The sequence below is a fragment of the Desulfonatronum lacustre DSM 10312 genome, assembly GCF_000519265.1.
Taxonomy (GTDB): Bacteria; Desulfobacterota; Desulfovibrionia; order Desulfovibrionales; family Desulfonatronaceae; genus Desulfonatronum; species Desulfonatronum lacustre.
In genome coordinates, this window is the sequence record NZ_KI912608.1 from 407404 (window position 1) to 423216 (window position 15813).

12 protein-coding genes are annotated in these 15813 nt (G+C 60.2%); 5 read left to right on the forward strand and 7 right to left on the reverse strand.

From position 1 onward, the window contains the following. Positions 1-10: 10 nt before the first annotated feature. Positions 11-745, reverse strand: a complete 735-nt coding sequence (locus DESLA_RS18130) for a HesA/MoeB/ThiF family protein (protein ID WP_156932834.1) — start codon at positions 743-745, stop codon at positions 11-13. 4 nt (positions 746-749) lie between these two features. Further along, positions 750-974, reverse strand: a complete 225-nt coding sequence (locus tag DESLA_RS0101860) for a MoaD/ThiS family protein (RefSeq protein WP_028571165.1) — start codon at positions 972-974, stop codon at positions 750-752. Between the two features lie 428 nt (positions 975-1402). On the opposite strand from DESLA_RS0101860, the gene DESLA_RS0101870 reads away from it, so the two are divergent. The 4 genes from DESLA_RS0101870 (at position 1403) to lptA (ending at position 6123) form a co-directional block, all read left to right on the forward strand. After that, the gene (locus tag DESLA_RS0101870; RefSeq protein WP_337833213.1) at positions 1403-3082 is read left to right on the forward strand and encodes a DegT/DnrJ/EryC1/StrS family aminotransferase; all 1680 of its coding nucleotides are present in this window, start codon (positions 1403-1405) and stop codon (positions 3080-3082) included. A 32-nt stretch (positions 3083-3114) separates the two neighbouring features. Next, positions 3115-4116, forward strand: a complete 1002-nt coding sequence (locus DESLA_RS18135; protein WP_156932835.1) for a Gfo/Idh/MocA family protein — start codon at positions 3115-3117, stop codon at positions 4114-4116. Positions 4117-4118: 2 nt separating this feature from the next. After that, on the forward strand, positions 4119-5270 hold the full coding sequence (gene lpxB / locus DESLA_RS0101880) for a lipid-A-disaccharide synthase (protein WP_035261217.1): 1152 nt from the start codon (positions 4119-4121) through the stop codon (positions 5268-5270). 343 nt (positions 5271-5613) lie between these two features. Further along, positions 5614-6123, forward strand: a complete 510-nt coding sequence (gene lptA, locus DESLA_RS18140; RefSeq protein WP_169732581.1) for a lipopolysaccharide transport periplasmic protein LptA — start codon at positions 5614-5616, stop codon at positions 6121-6123. A 78-nt stretch (positions 6124-6201) separates the two neighbouring features. On the opposite strand, the gene lptE is transcribed toward lptA, so the two are convergent. Both lptE and DESLA_RS18150 read right to left on the reverse strand, forming a co-directional pair. Beyond that, a complete protein-coding gene (gene lptE / locus DESLA_RS18145; protein WP_051434290.1) occupies positions 6202-6699 on the reverse strand; it encodes an LPS assembly lipoprotein LptE in 498 nt (165 codons plus the stop codon). A 60-nt stretch (positions 6700-6759) separates the two neighbouring features. Continuing rightward, positions 6760-9180, reverse strand: a complete 2421-nt coding sequence (locus DESLA_RS18150; RefSeq protein WP_051434291.1) for an LPS-assembly protein LptD — start codon at positions 9178-9180, stop codon at positions 6760-6762. 207 nt (positions 9181-9387) lie between these two features. Between DESLA_RS18150 and DESLA_RS0101905 the strand changes: the two genes are divergently transcribed. Further along, positions 9388-9834 (forward strand): hypothetical protein, encoded by a 447-nt coding sequence (locus tag DESLA_RS0101905; protein ID WP_156932836.1) that lies wholly within the window; start codon positions 9388-9390, stop codon positions 9832-9834. 92 nt (positions 9835-9926) lie between these two features. Here the strand turns inward: DESLA_RS0101905 and DESLA_RS0101910 are convergent, their stop codons facing one another. From DESLA_RS0101910 to DESLA_RS18155, 3 genes are all read right to left on the reverse strand, one after another. Then, the gene (locus DESLA_RS0101910; RefSeq protein ID WP_028571171.1) at positions 9927-11273 is read right to left on the reverse strand and encodes a glutamine synthetase family protein; all 1347 of its coding nucleotides are present in this window, start codon (positions 11271-11273) and stop codon (positions 9927-9929) included. A gap of 378 nt (positions 11274-11651) precedes the next feature. Beyond that, positions 11652-12266 carry a shikimate kinase AroL gene (gene aroL / locus DESLA_RS0101915; RefSeq protein ID WP_051434292.1) on the reverse strand — a complete coding sequence of 205 codons (615 nt, stop codon included), beginning with the start codon at positions 12264-12266 and terminating at the stop codon, positions 11652-11654. Continuing rightward, complete coding sequence (locus tag DESLA_RS18155; protein ID WP_051434293.1) at positions 12263-15460, reverse strand: HAD-IA family hydrolase; 3198 nt, start codon at positions 15458-15460, stop codon at positions 12263-12265. The genes aroL and DESLA_RS18155 overlap by 4 nt, the downstream gene beginning before the upstream one ends. Between the last annotated feature and the right edge of the window lie 353 nt (positions 15461-15813).

Genomic DNA, 15813 nt, shown 5'->3' on the forward strand with positions numbered 1-15813 from the left:
TCTCCTGGGGTTATTGGGAGGTGGAAGGCAGTGTGATGCGCTCCCAGGAAGGGTCGGTGAGGTCGATTAGTTGCAGGCAACCGTGAAACAGGGGGCGATGGCCGCAAGCCACGGCCACGGCCTCGCGGCACTGCAACGCGGCGACCAGCCAGACGCAGGGGGCCAGGGTGCCCAGGGGAACTTCCGCGTCTTCTGTCCGGTCGTTCTGGCCCAGCACGCCCTGGAAAATGCCCGGGTCCGGATCTCCCGGAAGCTGGGTGGTGATGAAGCCGGTCCAGCCGGCCACTGCCGCGCTGATCACGGGCAGGCCGGCTTGGGCCGCGGCCTTGCGCAGGGCCAGCTTGGTGGGCAGGTCCCCCAGGGCGTCCAGGACGATGTCCGCGCCCTGGATGAAGTCCGGCATGTCCTTGGGGGCGACGACGGCCTGCCGGGTGGAGAGGTCCACTTCCGAGTTCACGGCCTGGATTCGCTCCAAGGCCGCCTCGGCCTTGGGCCGTCCGATGGTCGACTCCAGGCAGAACAACTGGCGGTTGAGGTTGCTGGCCTCGAACACGTCGCCGTCCGCGGCTCGAATCCAGCCCTGGTCCCTGCGGCCGAAGCCCATCCGGGCCAGCATTTCCAAAAGGGTTCCTCCCAGACCGCCGAGACCCAATTGGCAGATCCGGGCCGCGTGCAGCCGTTGCTGATCCGCCTCGGAAAGCGTTGAGAAGTTTCGGATATAACGCTGGTCAAGGGATGCGGACATGGCCTCAACCACCTCCAACCGCTGGAAAGAGACCGACCCGGTCGCCCTCCTGCAGTTCGTATTCCGGGCCGACGATCACGCCGTTGGCGAAGGAAATCTTGATCTCGCCCTCGGGAATGCCCAGAAAGGCGATCAGGTCCCGGAGCATGGGCTTTGGTCCGAGATGGAATTCGCTCTCTTTGGGCTGAAATTTGGCCAGGGTGGCGTAGCATTTGACTTCGAGCAGCATGGGAGATCCTTGGTTGATGATGAACGATGGCCCGTCGAGGCGGGGAGGGAGCCGTTCCGGGGTTTTCTCCGCAACACGATAAAAAATGTAAAGAAGCCGGGGCGGATGGTCAACTGGAAGTGGAGGAGGAAAGGAGGGCAAATTTGATCTCGATTCTCACGCGCTCTCGGATCGGTATTGAAATCGGAATCGCTATCGAAATCGAACGTCAATGGCACTAAAGATATCGTAATCACAGGATGATGCACAGTATTTTTTCGATAGCGATTTCGATACCGATTTGGATCGGAAAGAGGGATATTGAAAATCTTTCGCGGAGACGGGAGGGAGGCGCGCGGGCATGTGAAAGAACCTTTTGACATCCGTGGGGCAACAACCTAAATTTCGCCTCTTTTGCCCGCCCTATATCATTTCGAGGTACAATAACCATGCATCAGTTTGTTTTGGATAGCGATGCTCTGGCCTTGGCGCTGGAGATCGCGGCGTCGGACTCCGTCCCGGACGAGGACCGGGAGCGTACGGCCATGGCTTCTCTGCTCGCCATGGCCGGGGACGAGACACTCGGGTTGTGGGTTCATCCGCACACGGTGTCCGACCGCTTGACCCGAAGGCGACGAGAGCTCGCCCTGGAAGGTATCTTTCCGACGAAAGAGAAGGAATCCGTCTCGGAGTTGGCGGGGGGGATGGCCGCCCTGCTGGAGACCGTCCGCCTGCTGCCCGCTCCAGGCGTGCAGTTGTTGCAGGTTTTGCATCAGGAAGCTGCGGACCCGCTGCTGGACCTGACCCTTCTCGCTGCTGAAGAGTACCTTGAAAGCTTCGTGCTTGTTTCGCGTCTGGCCGAAGACTCGTCGGTCCGACGGCTCACCCCGGAAGCCTGCGTGCGCCTGGTGGCCGAGGAATTGGAATCCGAATTGTCCGAAAACGGGGCGACTCCCGTGCCCCCCGTTCCCTTTGTCGATTTGAAGGCCCAGCAGATGAGCATCTACCCGGTCCTGGAAGCGAACATCTTCCAGGTCGTGAAGAGCTGCAAGTTCATTCTCGGGCCGGAAGTGGAGGAGCTGGAACAGCGCCTGGCCGACTACACCAAAACGCGGCACGTGGTGTCCTGCTCATCGGGCACCGAAGCCCTGGCCCTGGCCCTGATGGCCTACGACATCGGGCCCGGAGACGCGGTCTTCACCACGCCGTTCAGTTTCATCGCCACGGCCGAGGTGATCTGCCTGCGGGGGGCCACGCCGATATTCGTGGACATCGATCCCCGGACCTTCAATCTGGACCCGGAAAAGCTGGACGCGGCCGTGACCGCCCTGGTTTCCGGAAAGGGCGATCACCCGTTGCCCGATGCGGCCCGAGGGCTGACGCCCCGGGCCGTGATCACCGTGGACCTGTTCGGTCTGCCCGCGGACCATGCCCGCATTCGCGAGGTCGCGGTCAGGCACGGCTTGCGGGTCATCGAGGACGCGGCCCAGTCCTTCGGCGGGATGGAGCATGGCCGACGGGCCTGCGCCCTGGGCGACATCGGCTGCACGTCGTTTTTTCCGGCCAAGCCTCTGGGCGGGTACGGCGAAGGCGGGGCCTGCTTCACGGACGACGCGGAGTTGGCCGAGCGGATGCGGTCCATCCGGGTCCACGGTCAGGGTACGTCGCGCTATGAACATGCTCGGCTGGGCACCAACGCCCGTTTGGACAGCCTGCAAGCGGCCGTCTTGCTGGCCAAGATGGACGTCTTCCCCCTGGAACTGGAGCGTCGCGAAGCATTGGCCGCCGCCTATTCCCGGCTTCTGGAACCCTGCGCCCTGACTCCTCCGTACATTCCCGAAGGGTTCGGCTCGGCCTGGGCCCAGTACTCCCTGCTGGCTCGGGACGAGGCCCATCGGGACGCCTGCCGTCAAGCCCTGACGGATGCCGGGATTCCCAGCGTGATCTACTACCCCATTCCCCTGCATCTGCAACGCGTTTTCCTGCCGTTGGGCTACGCGCCGGGGGACCTGCCGGTCTGCGAGGCCACGTCGCGACGCATTTTCAGCCTGCCCATGCACCCCTATCTGCCCAGCCGAACCCAGGAGCGGATCGCCAGGATTCTGTGCGATATCGCGCCGCGGAATTGAACGCCGTGGCACATCACGAAAATGAGAGCATCATGAACGATTCCCAACCACTCAAAGTCGGCCTGATCGGGGTCGGCAAGATGGGCGGCAACCATTTACGGGTGCTGTCCTACATGAAACCGGTGCAGGTGGTCTTCATTCACGACCGCAACCGGGACAAGGAGGCCAGGCTGGCCGAGGAATACGGCACGCGACCGGCCGAGGACCTGGAAAAGGATCTGGCCCTGGTGGACGCCGTGGTCCTGGCCACGCCGACCTCCACCCACCTGGAGTACATCGAGCTGGCCAGCCGGTTCGTAACCAATATGTTCGTGGAAAAGCCGCTCACGGACAGCCTGGAGACCACCCGGGCCGCGGCTAGGCTGGCCCGTGACAAGGGCCTGCGCATCCAGGTGGGCTTTATCGAGCGCTTCAACCCCGTGGTCACGGAACTGGTCAAGATCGTCGGCCGCTCCGCGGACGTGGTGAACATGGATCTGACCCGCACGGACAAGGTGCCGGACCGCAATCTGGACGTGGACGTGGTGCTGGATCTGATGGTTCACGACCTGGACCTGGCCCTGCATCTGCGCGGTCCGGTGGAGCGGATTCAGGCCTTCGGGCATGCCCAGGACGGGCTGACCGCCCTGGCGCACGCCGTATTGGTCCACAGCAACGGGACCATTTCCCGGGTCATGGCCAGCAAGATCACCGAAAAACGGATCCGTCAGATCGCCGTGACCTGTCCGGAGATGTACGTGGAGGCGGACCTGCTGCAAAAGGAACTGGTCCTGCATCGCAAGACCGTGGCCCAGCGCTACGCGGATCTGTCCCTGGCCTCGGTGCGCGAGGCCGTTTTCGTGCCCCATGAGGAGGCCCTGCTGGGGCAGTTGCTGGCCTTTGCCGGATACTGCCGGGGTCGGGACTGCTCCATCCCCGCCTCCGTGCCCACGGTGGAAGCGGCGGTGGCGTCCATGGAACTGGCCGAGGTGATCCGCAAAAGCATCACGGAAAACGCCACCGCGCCGGTTTCGTACCAGCCCATCGGGTTCTGAGCATGGCCGCGCTCCGGGTTTGGCTGAGCGCCTGCGAACCTTCCGGGGACCTGCACGCCGGGCTGTTGGCCGGGGCGCTGCGGGAGCTGCACCCAGGAATCCAGCTCTCCGGCATGGGCGGTCCGACCATGGAGGAACAGGGAGTCGACCTGCGGCTGCGCATGGAGGGGCTTTCGGTGATGGGCGTCTCCGAAGTGTTCGCTTATCTGCCCCGAGTGTTCGGGATGTGGCGGACCATCCGCAAAGAGTTGGCCGCGTGGCGACCCGACGCCGTGGTTCTGGTGGATTCGCCGGACTTTCATTTCCGGGTGGCCCGAATGGCCTCCTCCCTGGGCATCCCGGTCTTCTACTACATCAGCCCCCAGGTCTGGGCTTGGCGGCAAGGCCGGGTCGAGTTCCTGAAGCGGCACGTGCGGCGGGTGTTTTGCATCCTGCCCTTTGAGCCGGAGTTTTATCGCGCACGGGGGATGGACGCGGAGTTCGTCGGCCATCCCCTGGTCGGTGAATTGTCGCGCCCCGAAATTCTGTCCATCGTCCCAAAGCCGAACCGGATCGGCATTCTGCCTGGCAGCCGCAAATCGGAAATCCAGCGGATGATGCCGATTTTCGGCCAGGCGGCCCAGGAACTGCTCACGGAGAACCCGAAGCTCGAGTTTTGCGTGGTCAAGGCGCCCAGCGTCGGCGAGGAACTGCTTCGCGAGCACTGCCCGGCTCAGCTTCCCTTGCGCTTCATCGAAGCCAAGGACCGCTACGCGGCCATGCGTTCCTGCGCCCTGATTCTGGCCACCTCCGGAACCGCGACCCTGGAATGCGCCCTGCTCCAGGTGCCGACCATCGTAGCCTACCGCTTCTCCCGGCTCAGCTTCCTGGTCGGCGTACGGCTGGTCAGGGTGCCGGCCATCAGCCTGGCCAATCTCGTGCTGCGTCGAGCGGTGCTTCCGGAGTTTATCCAGAATCAGGCCCGGTCGGAGACCATCGCGGCCCAGGCCCGGGAATGGCTCGCTCACCCAAAACGGATGGATCGTATTCGCCATGAGTTGGCCCGGTTGCCCGAACTTCTTGCCTCTTCCTCCGGCTTCTCCGAAGAGCCACGGGAAGCTCCGGCTCAACGCACCGCCGCGATGATCCTGCGCGATCTTTCAGGTCGGGGCTGATTTTTGATTATTTCGCTGACAGCGAGAGCGGTGACGTTCAGGAAGATTGATCTCGATCCTCACCCGCTATCTGAATCGGTATCGAAATCGAAATCGTGATCGAAATCGAACATCATGTCCAAGAAGATGACGTAATCACAGGTTGATGCACAGCATTTTTTTTATTGCGATTTTGATCTCGATTCGGATTTTGATGAGAACAGATTGCCCTGAGGTGACGTTTCTTGGCGCTTTACATCCTCGACGATTCCAGAGTAGCTTTTTTCACAGTGCCTTTACGGGGCTTCCACACAAGGCGCCAACAGTTCCAGTCAATTCAACCTCAATGCAGGAGAACAGCGAGATGGTACGATTAGTGAAAATCATGGCGACCACTTTGGTTTTGGCGTGCATTGCCGCGTATGTCCATGCCCAGGATCAAGTCCCGGTGAAGATCCTCTCCGACCAGATGGATTATGTTCAGGAGAACAACACCGTCATTTTTCGCGGCAACGTCCATGTGGACCGCGAGGACTTCCAGATTTGGAGCGACAAGCTGACGGTGTTCATGGAGTCTTCCGGGGAGCAGGGGCAAATGTCCATGGGTCCGGACGGCTCCCAGGACATCGAGAAGCTGCTTGCCGAAGGCTCCGTGCGCATCGAACGCGACAAGCAGGTGGGCACCAGCGAAAAGGCCACGTATTGGACCAAGCGCGGCGTCGTGGTCATGGAAGGCAATCCCGTGCTCAAAGACGGCGAAAGCTCCATCAGCGGCGAAGTGATCACCTACCACCTGGAAGACAATCGCGGGGTGGTGGAGGGCGGTGAGCGTCAGCGGGTTCAGGCGATTTTTATGGCTCCGCCCACGCCATAGTCGGCGCATTGGGACAATGAATAAAAAAGGCGGCTCCGCGAGGAGCCGCCTTTTTTATTCTCGTTTCGCGGGAAGTTTTCAATAGTCCGCGCCCAGGGCGTCTGCCGTGCGGCGGATGGCGTTCTCAATGGCCCGTTCTCCGGCGGCGACTTCATTGGTTCCGGTCTCAAAGGTTTCATAATCGGAAATATGGCCGGAGGACCAGATCCGCGAGCCGTCGACCGCGCTGAGAAACTCGGTCTCCAGGATGACGGTGGCGCGCTCTCTGAGCGTCTGATCCTGGGCTCCGGAGAGTTCCGTGTCCGTGGAATAGGCGATGATGCGCAGGACGACGTGCGCTTGAGCCTGCTCGGCGTCGACCCAGTTCACCTGGGCGCGGCGGGTGAATTCGTCGCGAAATCGCGAGCGGAGATACGGATCAATCCAGGCTTCGAGGGTTGGGTTGTCCACTTCCTGAATATGAATGTTCACCACTCCGCTGGGGAGGGTGATCGGGGCGCTGGCGCTGAAGTGGTAGCCGCAACCCACCAGAAGGAGGAAGAGGCCTATTGTCAGGTATGGGAAAGTCCGTTGCATGCTTGCTGTCCTTTGCGTTGTCGTGGGTGAATGATGGTGCGTCGGCGTTTGTGAGGACGACTAAAGGCCCAAGCCCAGCATGTCCTCCAACCCCTTGAGGGATACTCGCAGTTCGAAGCGATCTTCGTCCTGGGTCTGGGAAAAGAGGAAATCCAGAAAATAACACTGGTGGGTGAAGCCGATACCGAAAATCTTTTCGAGGTCTTCCTTGGCCAACATGTCTCGCTTGAAATCCGCACGCGCGAACCAGCCCCGAGGCAGATGGACCAGGCCGCCGATGCGGAGAATCTCGCGTTTTTGCTGGTTCTGGCGCCAAATGTCGTCGGTGACTTCGGACCGGAAGTCGAACCCGAAATAGGCCGAACCCAGGCCGGGATAACTCCCGTACAACAGATGTTCATGTTCGGTGATGGTGTTCATGTAGGGCGAATACCAGGATCGGGTGATCAAATCGATGTATCTTCCCGGCGAAAAGACCACGTCCGTCCGGATGTCGGAGAAGGGGCGGCGTTCGTATTGATCCAGATTATCGCCGCGATCGGCCTCTTCGATGTCGTACGCCTGGTCGAAGCGAACCCGCAGGAAGTCGCGATAGGTGGTCTCGACCCGGAGCATGTCCTCGGTAAGAGGCGTGTCTTCGGTTCCTGGACGTCGCACGACGACCTGGTCCATGCGTCGATTGAAGATGTTGTGCAAGCTGTAGGAGAGCAGATTGCGCTTGTTGATCCGGTCGTCGCGGGTGAAAAGCGGGTTTTCGTCCTGGTCCACGTGGGGAATGTACGAGTAGGTCAATTCGGGCTGGATCGTGTGCTTCATCCTGGTCCAGTACGCATTGCCGACATTGTCCAGGGTCGGCGTGATCCGGTCCTGTTTATCAAAGTCATAGATGTTGAATAAAGAGGTGAAGGCGTCCACGCGGAAATCGGGAATCCCGCGCTCGTTGAAGTCCTTGGATTCGTTCACGCTGTCCGGGATTCCCGTGACTTGCTGGTGCTTATCGATGGCGTACAGGGTTTGGCGCCAACCGGCGCTGGGGGTCACGGTACCGAAGCCGGTGGTCCAGGGCAGACTGAGGCGCGGATATATATCGGCTCGGGCGCCGGTGGTTCCCTTTTCGCGCCAGAAATAGACGGCTTGGGTCCTGGCCTCCAACTCAAACGGAGACTCTCCGATGCGGGTTTTGTAGAAATCCAGGTTCAACTCGGGGAGACGCTGCAGGGTGGGGTTTTCGTTGCTGGGATTGTTGTCGGTCCAGTACTGGAGGGCCTGGGTGTAGTACATCGCCCCGCGGAACCCGACCTGGCTCCAGTTGCGGCTGAGTTCCACGGCGTTACTCCGATACAGGGAGTCGATGTTGTTCATCCCCCGGCCGAAGTCGCGGAGCATGGTGTCGTGGACCCTGGTGTATCCGGTATGTCCGTGCTTGAATTCGCGCAGGTAGTTCTGGTCGGAGACCATGTCCAGATCCAGCTTGGTCCGCCACAAGGGGTCGCCAAGGTAGCCGTCGTACTTGCCGCGAATCCAATAGCGGTGCTTGTTGTCCCGGGTCAGGCCGTCCCCGCGGAACTGGGGATCCTCGTCGGCCTCGGTGGAGGCGGTTTTGGAGTCGTGCAGCCAGTCGGCCTGCCAGACGCCCTTGGAGTCCAGATTGTTGAAATGACGGTATTCCATACCGGTCATCACGCCGCGCTTGCTCATCATGTTGGCGTAGAAGGTGGCGTCTTGTTCCTCATCAATGGCCCAGTAGTAGGGCAGGGTGAGGCCGGCTCCCAAGCGGGAGCTGAAGGACGGTTCGGGGATCAGGAAGCCGCTTTGGCGTTCGGTCTTGACCGGAAAAATCATGTACGGAGAGTAGAGAACGGGTGTGTCCTTGACCTGAAAGCGGGGGTGCCACATCTGGGCGTAGCCGCCGGAGGTGACTTCGCCCTCGCTGCTTTTGATGGACCACGCCGGAACCGGACCGTCGCAGGTGGTGAGGTGCGCCCCCCTGAAGGCGTAGGTCTGTTCGCAGCGCTTTTCCAGCAGTTCCCCGCGAATATACACGTGGTCCTGGGCCAGGAACATCTCCCCGTCCGTTACCCAGCCAACGTTGTTCAACAGGTCGAAGTCCGCCTTCCGGCCCACGAGAATATCTCCGTCCCATTCGATCCGGACGTTGCCGTCGAGAAAAGCGAAGCCGGTCTCCCGAAAATAACGGGCCGTGTCCGCCTGGATCAGATTCGGGCCCTGCCGGATCAGTACGTTGCCCTGGGCTTCGAAAACCTGTTCGGCTTGCAGGGACTCGACCCGGTCGGCCTCCAGGGTCCAGGGAAGCTCGGAGTCCATGGAAAAATCTTGCTGGAACATGGACTGGGCGTTTCCGGGGCGCGGCCAGGCGAGCAACAGGCAGAGCAAGACCCAGAGCAGCGCCCAGAGATGGTTCGGAAGGACCGGAAGCGCGGAGGGCCGGAAGCGGAGGGGGGGATGGAACGAGTTCGTCATGGGGAAAAGGACTCCTTGGCGAAAGCAGTATGATGACAAAACTGCATTCCCTTAATCCGTTTCAGGATTTGAGTAAAGAAGGTCTTGTTTCCAGGTAGGACATGGTTTAGAGATGCGCACATGGACTTTGGGGGTTGTTTGCGGTGCCTGGTCGCGCGTGGTTTGGCCGCAAGGCCCGGCAACATTTTGAAGCCGTGGAGGATAAAGGTGAACATGCTGAAGTTCGGACGATGGTACATGATCTGTTTCGTGGCGGTGAGTCTGCTGGTGATCGTCACGGGGTGCGGCAAGAAAGGCTGGCCCGAGCCGCGACTGGACGAGGACCGCTTTTCCTGGGGCCAAATCCAGCATCAGCGTCAGGGAGCGTGTCTGGACGCGAGGGCTCTGGTGCACGGGGCTGCCAACAAGCTCGGATTCGTCTATTTGGAGTGGATGCGCCTGGACACCGCGGAGGATTGTCCGGACTGCCCCTTTGAGGTGACCGAAAGGGTTCGCCTGGGCGACGGTTCCAGCGAGTTCAAACGGCAAAACGGGGTGATCCGGATCTTATATTGCGAGTGGGATCCCGACGCTTCATACAGGTGGCGGTTGGTGGGCATGAACGTCCACCGCGGATTGGGCTCGGTACCCTCCCAGGTAGAGTTCTCCCGCTGATAATACCGTATTTACAGGGTTCGCTAAGAACGAGAACGCCCCGGCGCCTTCAAAGGTGCCGGGGCGTTCTTGTTCTCGGGCTTGATCGAAATCTACAGCAGAGGCAGGTACCGGTCGATTTCGTACTGGGACACCTGGATGCGGTAGTCGTCCCATTCCTTTTTCTTGTTTTCGATGAACTTGGAAAAGATATGTTCGCCCAGAGCTTCCTTGAGCAGAGAGCTTTGCTCAAGGATTGCCACGGCGTCCCCGAGGCTGCCCGGCAAGGCGTCGATATGGTGCTGGGAACGTTCCGAGGCGGACATTTCAAAGATGTCCTCTTCCACGGGGTCCGGCAGTTTGTAGTTCTCTTCCATGCCCTTGAGGCCGGCGGCGAGCATCACGGCGAAGGCCAGGTAAGGGTTGCAGGCCGGGTCAGGGGAGCGCAGCTCCACGCGGGTGGCGACCTCCTTGCCGGGCTTGTACAGCGGCACCCGGACCAGGGAAGAGCGGTTACGACGGGCCCAGGCCAGGTAGACCGGGGCTTCGTAGCCCGGAACCAGCCGTTTGTAGGAGTTCACCCACTGGTTGGTGACGGCGCAGAATTCCGGGGCGTGCTTGAGCAGGCCGGCGATGTAGCTCTTGCATTCAGCGCTGAGAAAATGCTTGTCGTTGGCGTCGTAAAAGATGTTCTTGCCGTTCTTAAACAAGGACTGGTGGGTGTGCATCCCACTGCCGTTCTGACCGAAGATGGGTTTGGGCATGAAGGAGCAGTAGCAGCCGTGCTTGCGGGCGATCTCCTTGCACACGACCTTGTAGGTCACGGCGATGTCGGCCATTTGCAAGGCCTCGGCGTAGCGCAGGTCGATCTCGTGCTGGCTGGGGGCCACCTCGTGATGGCTGTACTCCACGGTGATGCCCATGCGGTTCAGGGCGAAGATGATGTCCCGGCGGACATCGTTGCCTAGATCCAGAGGCGGGGCGTCGAAGTATCCGCCCTGGTCGATGATGATCGGTTCGTGGGCGGAGTCGAACAGAAAGAATTCCAGTTCCGGGCCGACGTAGAACGTGTACCCCTTTTCCGCGGCCTTGCTCAGGATGCGCTTGAGAACGTACCGGCTGTCCGCGACATAGGATGTTCCATCGGGGTTTTTGATGTCGCAGAACATCCGGGCCACCGGGCGGTCCATGGGACGCCAGGGGACCATCTGAAAGGTTGTCGGGTCCGGAATAGCGACCATGTCGCTTTCGTGGATCCGGGCGAAGCCGAGAATGGAAGATCCGTCGAAGCCCATGCCTTCTTCAAAAGCGTTTTCCAATTCACTGATGGTGATCTGAAAGCTCTTCAGGGTTCCGATGACGTCCACGAACCAGAATTGAACGAAGCTGACATTGTAGTCGCGCACCGCCTTCATCACGTCGTCGGCATTTTTGCAGTTGAATACGGGTGAATCGGTCATGCGGGGGAACCTCCGAATGTTAAAAATTGAAGTATCTACTCAGCACATTTCGTGTCCGCCCTTGCTCCGGCAATCGGAGTCGGGGTCGCTATCGGAATCGGAATCGGAATAGGAATAGGAAAAATTATGAACGCTTCCCAGCGTTTTCGATCCCGATACCGATCCCGACTCCGACCCCGGCAACGGTATTACTCTATGCTGAATAGTTACAAATTGAGAACCGTGACGAGGAGCATTCAAGTTCAAGGCCATTTGGAGAAAGAAGAAGAATAACGAAAAGGTGGCGTTTCAGCCGTTTGTCGGCGCACGAAAATACTCTTCAAAAATGTAAATTTTGATGTGTGCTGATGGAGGGCCTGTACGTTTTTGTAAAAAGCATCATCGGGCATTGAGTTTCTCCTTGGCGTTCTGGAGAACGGCGTCAAGGCTGTCCTCGGAGCGCAGAATATGGTCGGCCAGATTCATGTAGATCGGGCTGCGCTGGATATTGCTTTGGATCAGTTCCTGCTCCGGAGTCAGGCCGGAGAGGGGCGGTCGGTGGTCCGGAGTGGGTGCCGCGTTCAATCGTCCGAGCAGGGTGGAGATTTCGGCCATCAAATAGAAGGTTGTTCCGGATTGTTGAATCAGTTCTTGATTATCCGCGGCCAGGACGATGCCGCCACCGGTGGCCACGACCTGGCCGCGCCGGGCGCAGACCTCCCGTAAGGCCTCGGACTCCAGGACGCGAAAGGTATCCCAGCCGTCCTCGGCCACGATGTCGGCGATGCTCCGTCCGGCCTTGTCCACAACCAGAGCGTCGGTGTCCACGAAGCGCATCTCCAGGCGCTCAGCCAGGAGTTTGCCCAGGGTGGACTTGCCGCTGGCCCGGAGCCCGACCAGGAAAATGTTGGTCGATTGTGGATCGAAGACGTCTCGTTTTCGTGTTTCCGGCGCGTGGACCATTCGGGCGTCGGGATCGCCCACCTGTACGGTGTTTTGGATGAACCTGTTCATACCTCGATCCGCCAATCCATGGGCATGGGGTCATCCGGAAAATCAGCTTCGGTGCATCGGCCCGGAAGCAGGTGGAACGTCTTGTCGTCCAGGGCGATGGTCCGTTCCTCGCCCTCGCGGCCGGTGATGGACAGCCTGGCTCGGCCGTGTTCCAACTCCACATCGTACCAGGTCCGCTGGAGCTGGAAGCGGAAGGACAGCTTTTGCCAGTGCTCCGGCAGCCGGGGCTGGATCACGGGATGCTCTCCGGTGAGTTGCAGCCCGGCGAAGCAGCGCAAGATAATGTCCAGGGTGGCGGCCATCACTCCGGTATGGATGCCCTCCTTGGTGGTCCCGCCCTGGGTGTCGTAGACGTCGCTTTTCATGGCTTCCACGAACCAGCGCCACGTTCCGGCGTCGGAGTGGATGAAGTAGGAAACCACGGCGTGGACCACCTTGCTCAAGGTGGAACCGTGGCTGGTGCGCGGTTCGTAGAAGTCGTAATTCTTCTGGAGCAGTTCCAAGGGGTCTTCGATCTCGTGCCCGAGTTCGCGCAGAATGTGCGCCACCTCGCCGGGGTCCAGCAGGTAGTACATCATCAGCACGTCGGCCTGCTTGGCCAGTTTATAGTGGTCCGGGCTGTCCCCCTCGGCCTTGAGGATGCGGTCCATGCGATGGATGTCGTAGTAGCGGCGGCGGTAGGCGTCCCAGTCCAGCTCTTTCAAGTCCATATATCCGTCGAACTGGTGGATGATGCCATCAGGAGACAGCAGCACGTTCAGTTTGTGGATCATGTCCCGCCACTTCTCCGTCTCCGAGAGGTCGAAGCCGATCTGCTCGCGCAGCTTCTTCATGGTCGCGGCGGGCAGGCGCTCCACCAGTTCCAGTGCCCGTTCCAGGAGCCAGACCACCATGACGTTGGTGTAGGCGTTGTCCTTGATGCCGGGCTCCTCGGATCCAGGCAGCTTTTCATGGAACTCGTCCGGTCCCATCACGCCCTCGATGTGGTAGCGGTCCGTCTCGGGATCGAACCTGGCGATGTCCGCCCAGAACCGGGCGATTTCCAGAAGCATTTCCGCGCCGTGGTCCCGCAGGAATCGCTCGTCCTTGGACCAGTTTACGTAGCGCCAGACATTGGCGAAAATGGCGATGGAAACGTGGCGTTGACGGCGGCTGAGATCCGGGTCCCAGGTCTTGCCGGCGGGGTTGTAGTGGATTTCCTGGGTTTCCTCGTCCCCGCCGTCCGCGGTCTGCCAGGGGTACATGGCGCCCTTGTATCCGTATTGCCGGGCGTATTCCCGGGCCCCGTCCAGTCGGTGATAGCGGTAGAGCAGCAGGGAACGGGAGATTTCCGGAAAGTGGAGATCGAAAAACGGCAGGATGTAGATCTCGTCCCAGAAAATATGACCGCGGTAGGCCTCGCCGTGCAGCCCTCGGGCGGGCATCCCGGTGTAGAGCAGACGGTTGTGGGGCGAGGCCGTGGTCAGGAGGTGGTAGATGTGCAGCCGGGTGGTGCGCTGAATGAAGCGGTCGCCCTGGATGCGGATGTCCGCCTTGTCCCACAGCGCGGCCCAGGCGCGTTCGTGGGCGCTGCAAATCTTGGCGAAGGACGCCTGTTTTCCGGCCAGGTTGGAAGCCGCACTGCCCAGATCCTGGACTCCGTCCAGGGAGCTGTACACCGCGACGATCTTTTCCAGGGCGTAGGTTCGGTTCTCATGGGCATGGAAGCGCAATTCCTCCCCGATTTCCGCGTCGTTCTTGAAAACCTCACGTTCCGGAGACAGGGGCTTGTTCTCCTCCAGCAGACGACTTTGGGCCTCCATGTGGATCTGGTAGCCGGAGCCGGTGGTCTTGACCCGCAGGCAGACTCCGCCGGAAGTTCGGCCGGAGTGCATCAGCTCCAGGTGCTTGGACGTCAGCTGGGAATACCGGGGCACGCCTGCGTTTTCCACGTTGCCGTCCAGGCTGACCCGCATGGTGATGGGCGCGGAGTAGTTGATGGGCGTCAGCTCGAAGCGCAGCGCGCAGAGATGCGGCTCGGCCATACTGGCCAGACGTTTGGACTGAATCCGGGTGATCAGGCCGTGGACGTCCCGGCAGATCATGGTCCGTTGGAGCACGCCGCGGCGCAGATCCAACTCCTGCTTGTAGCTGAGCAGTTCCATTTGCAGCGGGCTCAGGAATTTGCCGTTGCCGATCTTGAATTCCACGGGCAGCCAGTTCGGGCAGTTCACGAAGTCGTTGTTGAAGATTTCCTTGCCGTGGACCATGCTCGGGACGCGGTTGAAAATGCCCGCCATGTAGGTTCCGGGGTAATGGTTGAAGGAGGCCCGCTCGCCTTCAAAACACCCTCGCGTGCCGATGTAGCCGTTGCCCACGGTGGTCAGGGTTTCGCGCAGCTTCTCGTCACCGCGATCCAGGCCGACATAGGCGAGCTTCCAGCCGTCCCCGGGCAGTTCGTGCTCGAACCAGGCCCGGATGTCCTCGGGGCAGGTTTCCGATAAGTCGCCCAAGACCATGTCCGCGCCGAACTGGCGCAGCATTTCTCCTTCGCCGTTGCGAGCCAGGCCGATGACCATTCCGAAGTTGCCGGCCCGTCCGGCCTGGACCCCGGCCAGGGCGTCGTCCACCACCAGGCATTCCCCGGGGTACCGGCCCATGGCCTTGGCCGCGGCCAGGAGCATGTCCGGATGGGGTTTTTCCCGCAGGCTTTGTTCGCGGAGCATTTCGTCATCCATGCGCACGTCGTACAGGCCTTCCAGACCCGCAAGCTTCAGAATGCAGTCGCAGTTCAGGCTGGAAGAGGTGATTCCGATTTGAAAGCCATCGTTTTTGAGGGATTTCAGGAGTTCGACCGAGGAGTCGATGATTTTCGGGCCATGGGTGTTGAGCATGTCCAGGAACAGGTCGTTTTTTCGACGACACAAGCCGTGGATGGTCTGGGCTTCGGCCGAGTCATCCGAGCGACCATAGGGCGGTTCGATGTTTCGGGATTTGAAAAAACTCAGCGCTCCTTCAAAGCCCGGACGGCGTTCCAGATGGTTGCGGTAGTCGCCTTGGGGGTCAAAGGGCCGGAACGGGCTGCCTTCCTTTTCGGCGACGTTTTCCAGGAACGGATTGAGGATCTGCTCCCAAGCCTTGGCGTGCAGATGGTCGGTGCTGGTCAACACGCCGCCCAGATCGAAGATGGCCGCCTTGGGTTTTATTCCGGTCATGATTCCTCCCGAAAGGCATAAGGGTTGCAAAGGTTTAAAATCGGAGTAACCAAGTCAGCGCATTTTGCGTGCGGCCTCATTTCGGCATTGGATTCGTGCCTCTGCGGGAATGACTTGTCTTGCCGTGGCGTCTTGGAACCAGTCATACCCGCGAAGGCGGGTATCCAGCCTTTTCACGGATCAGCCGAATGGTTACGTCGTCTGAAGGTTCTGGTCGCGTATTCTGAGCAACGAAACGGATCAGGTCAACCTTGTGGAGAGAATTCTCTTGAAAAAACGAGATCAACCACGGATTGCCAAGGAACGGAGGATGTCCTATCCGTCGGGGCGGAAAAAACGCTGATGGAGAGAGG

What these genes read in the sequence shown, in the direction of transcription:
- DESLA_RS0101910 (WP_028571171.1), bottom strand. Translation starts at nt 11,273, where the DNA reads ATGACCGATTCACCCGTATTCAACTGCAAAAATGCCGACGACGTGATG.
- DESLA_RS18155 (WP_051434293.1), bottom strand. Translation starts at nt 15,460, where the DNA reads ATGACCGGAATAAAACCCAAGGCGGCCATCTTCGATCTGGGCGGCGTG.
- lptE (WP_051434290.1), bottom strand. Translation starts at nt 6,699, where the DNA reads ATGCAACGGACTTTCCCATACCTGACAATAGGCCTCTTCCTCCTTCTG.
- DESLA_RS18130 (WP_156932834.1), bottom strand. Translation starts at nt 745, where the DNA reads ATGTCCGCATCCCTTGACCAGCGTTATATCCGAAACTTCTCAACGCTT.
- DESLA_RS18150 (WP_051434291.1), bottom strand. Translation starts at nt 9,180, where the DNA reads ATGACGAACTCGTTCCATCCCCCCCTCCGCTTCCGGCCCTCCGCGCTT.
- DESLA_RS0101860 (WP_028571165.1), bottom strand. Translation starts at nt 974, where the DNA reads ATGCTGCTCGAAGTCAAATGCTACGCCACCCTGGCCAAATTTCAGCCC.
- lpxB (WP_035261217.1), top strand. Translation starts at nt 4,119, where the DNA reads ATGGCCGCGCTCCGGGTTTGGCTGAGCGCCTGCGAACCTTCCGGGGAC.
- aroL (WP_051434292.1), bottom strand. Translation starts at nt 12,266, where the DNA reads ATGAACAGGTTCATCCAAAACACCGTACAGGTGGGCGATCCCGACGCC.
- DESLA_RS0101870 (WP_337833213.1), top strand. Translation starts at nt 1,403, where the DNA reads ATGCATCAGTTTGTTTTGGATAGCGATGCTCTGGCCTTGGCGCTGGAG.
- lptA (WP_169732581.1), top strand. Translation starts at nt 5,614, where the DNA reads ATGGTACGATTAGTGAAAATCATGGCGACCACTTTGGTTTTGGCGTGC.
- DESLA_RS18135 (WP_156932835.1), top strand. Translation starts at nt 3,115, where the DNA reads ATGAACGATTCCCAACCACTCAAAGTCGGCCTGATCGGGGTCGGCAAG.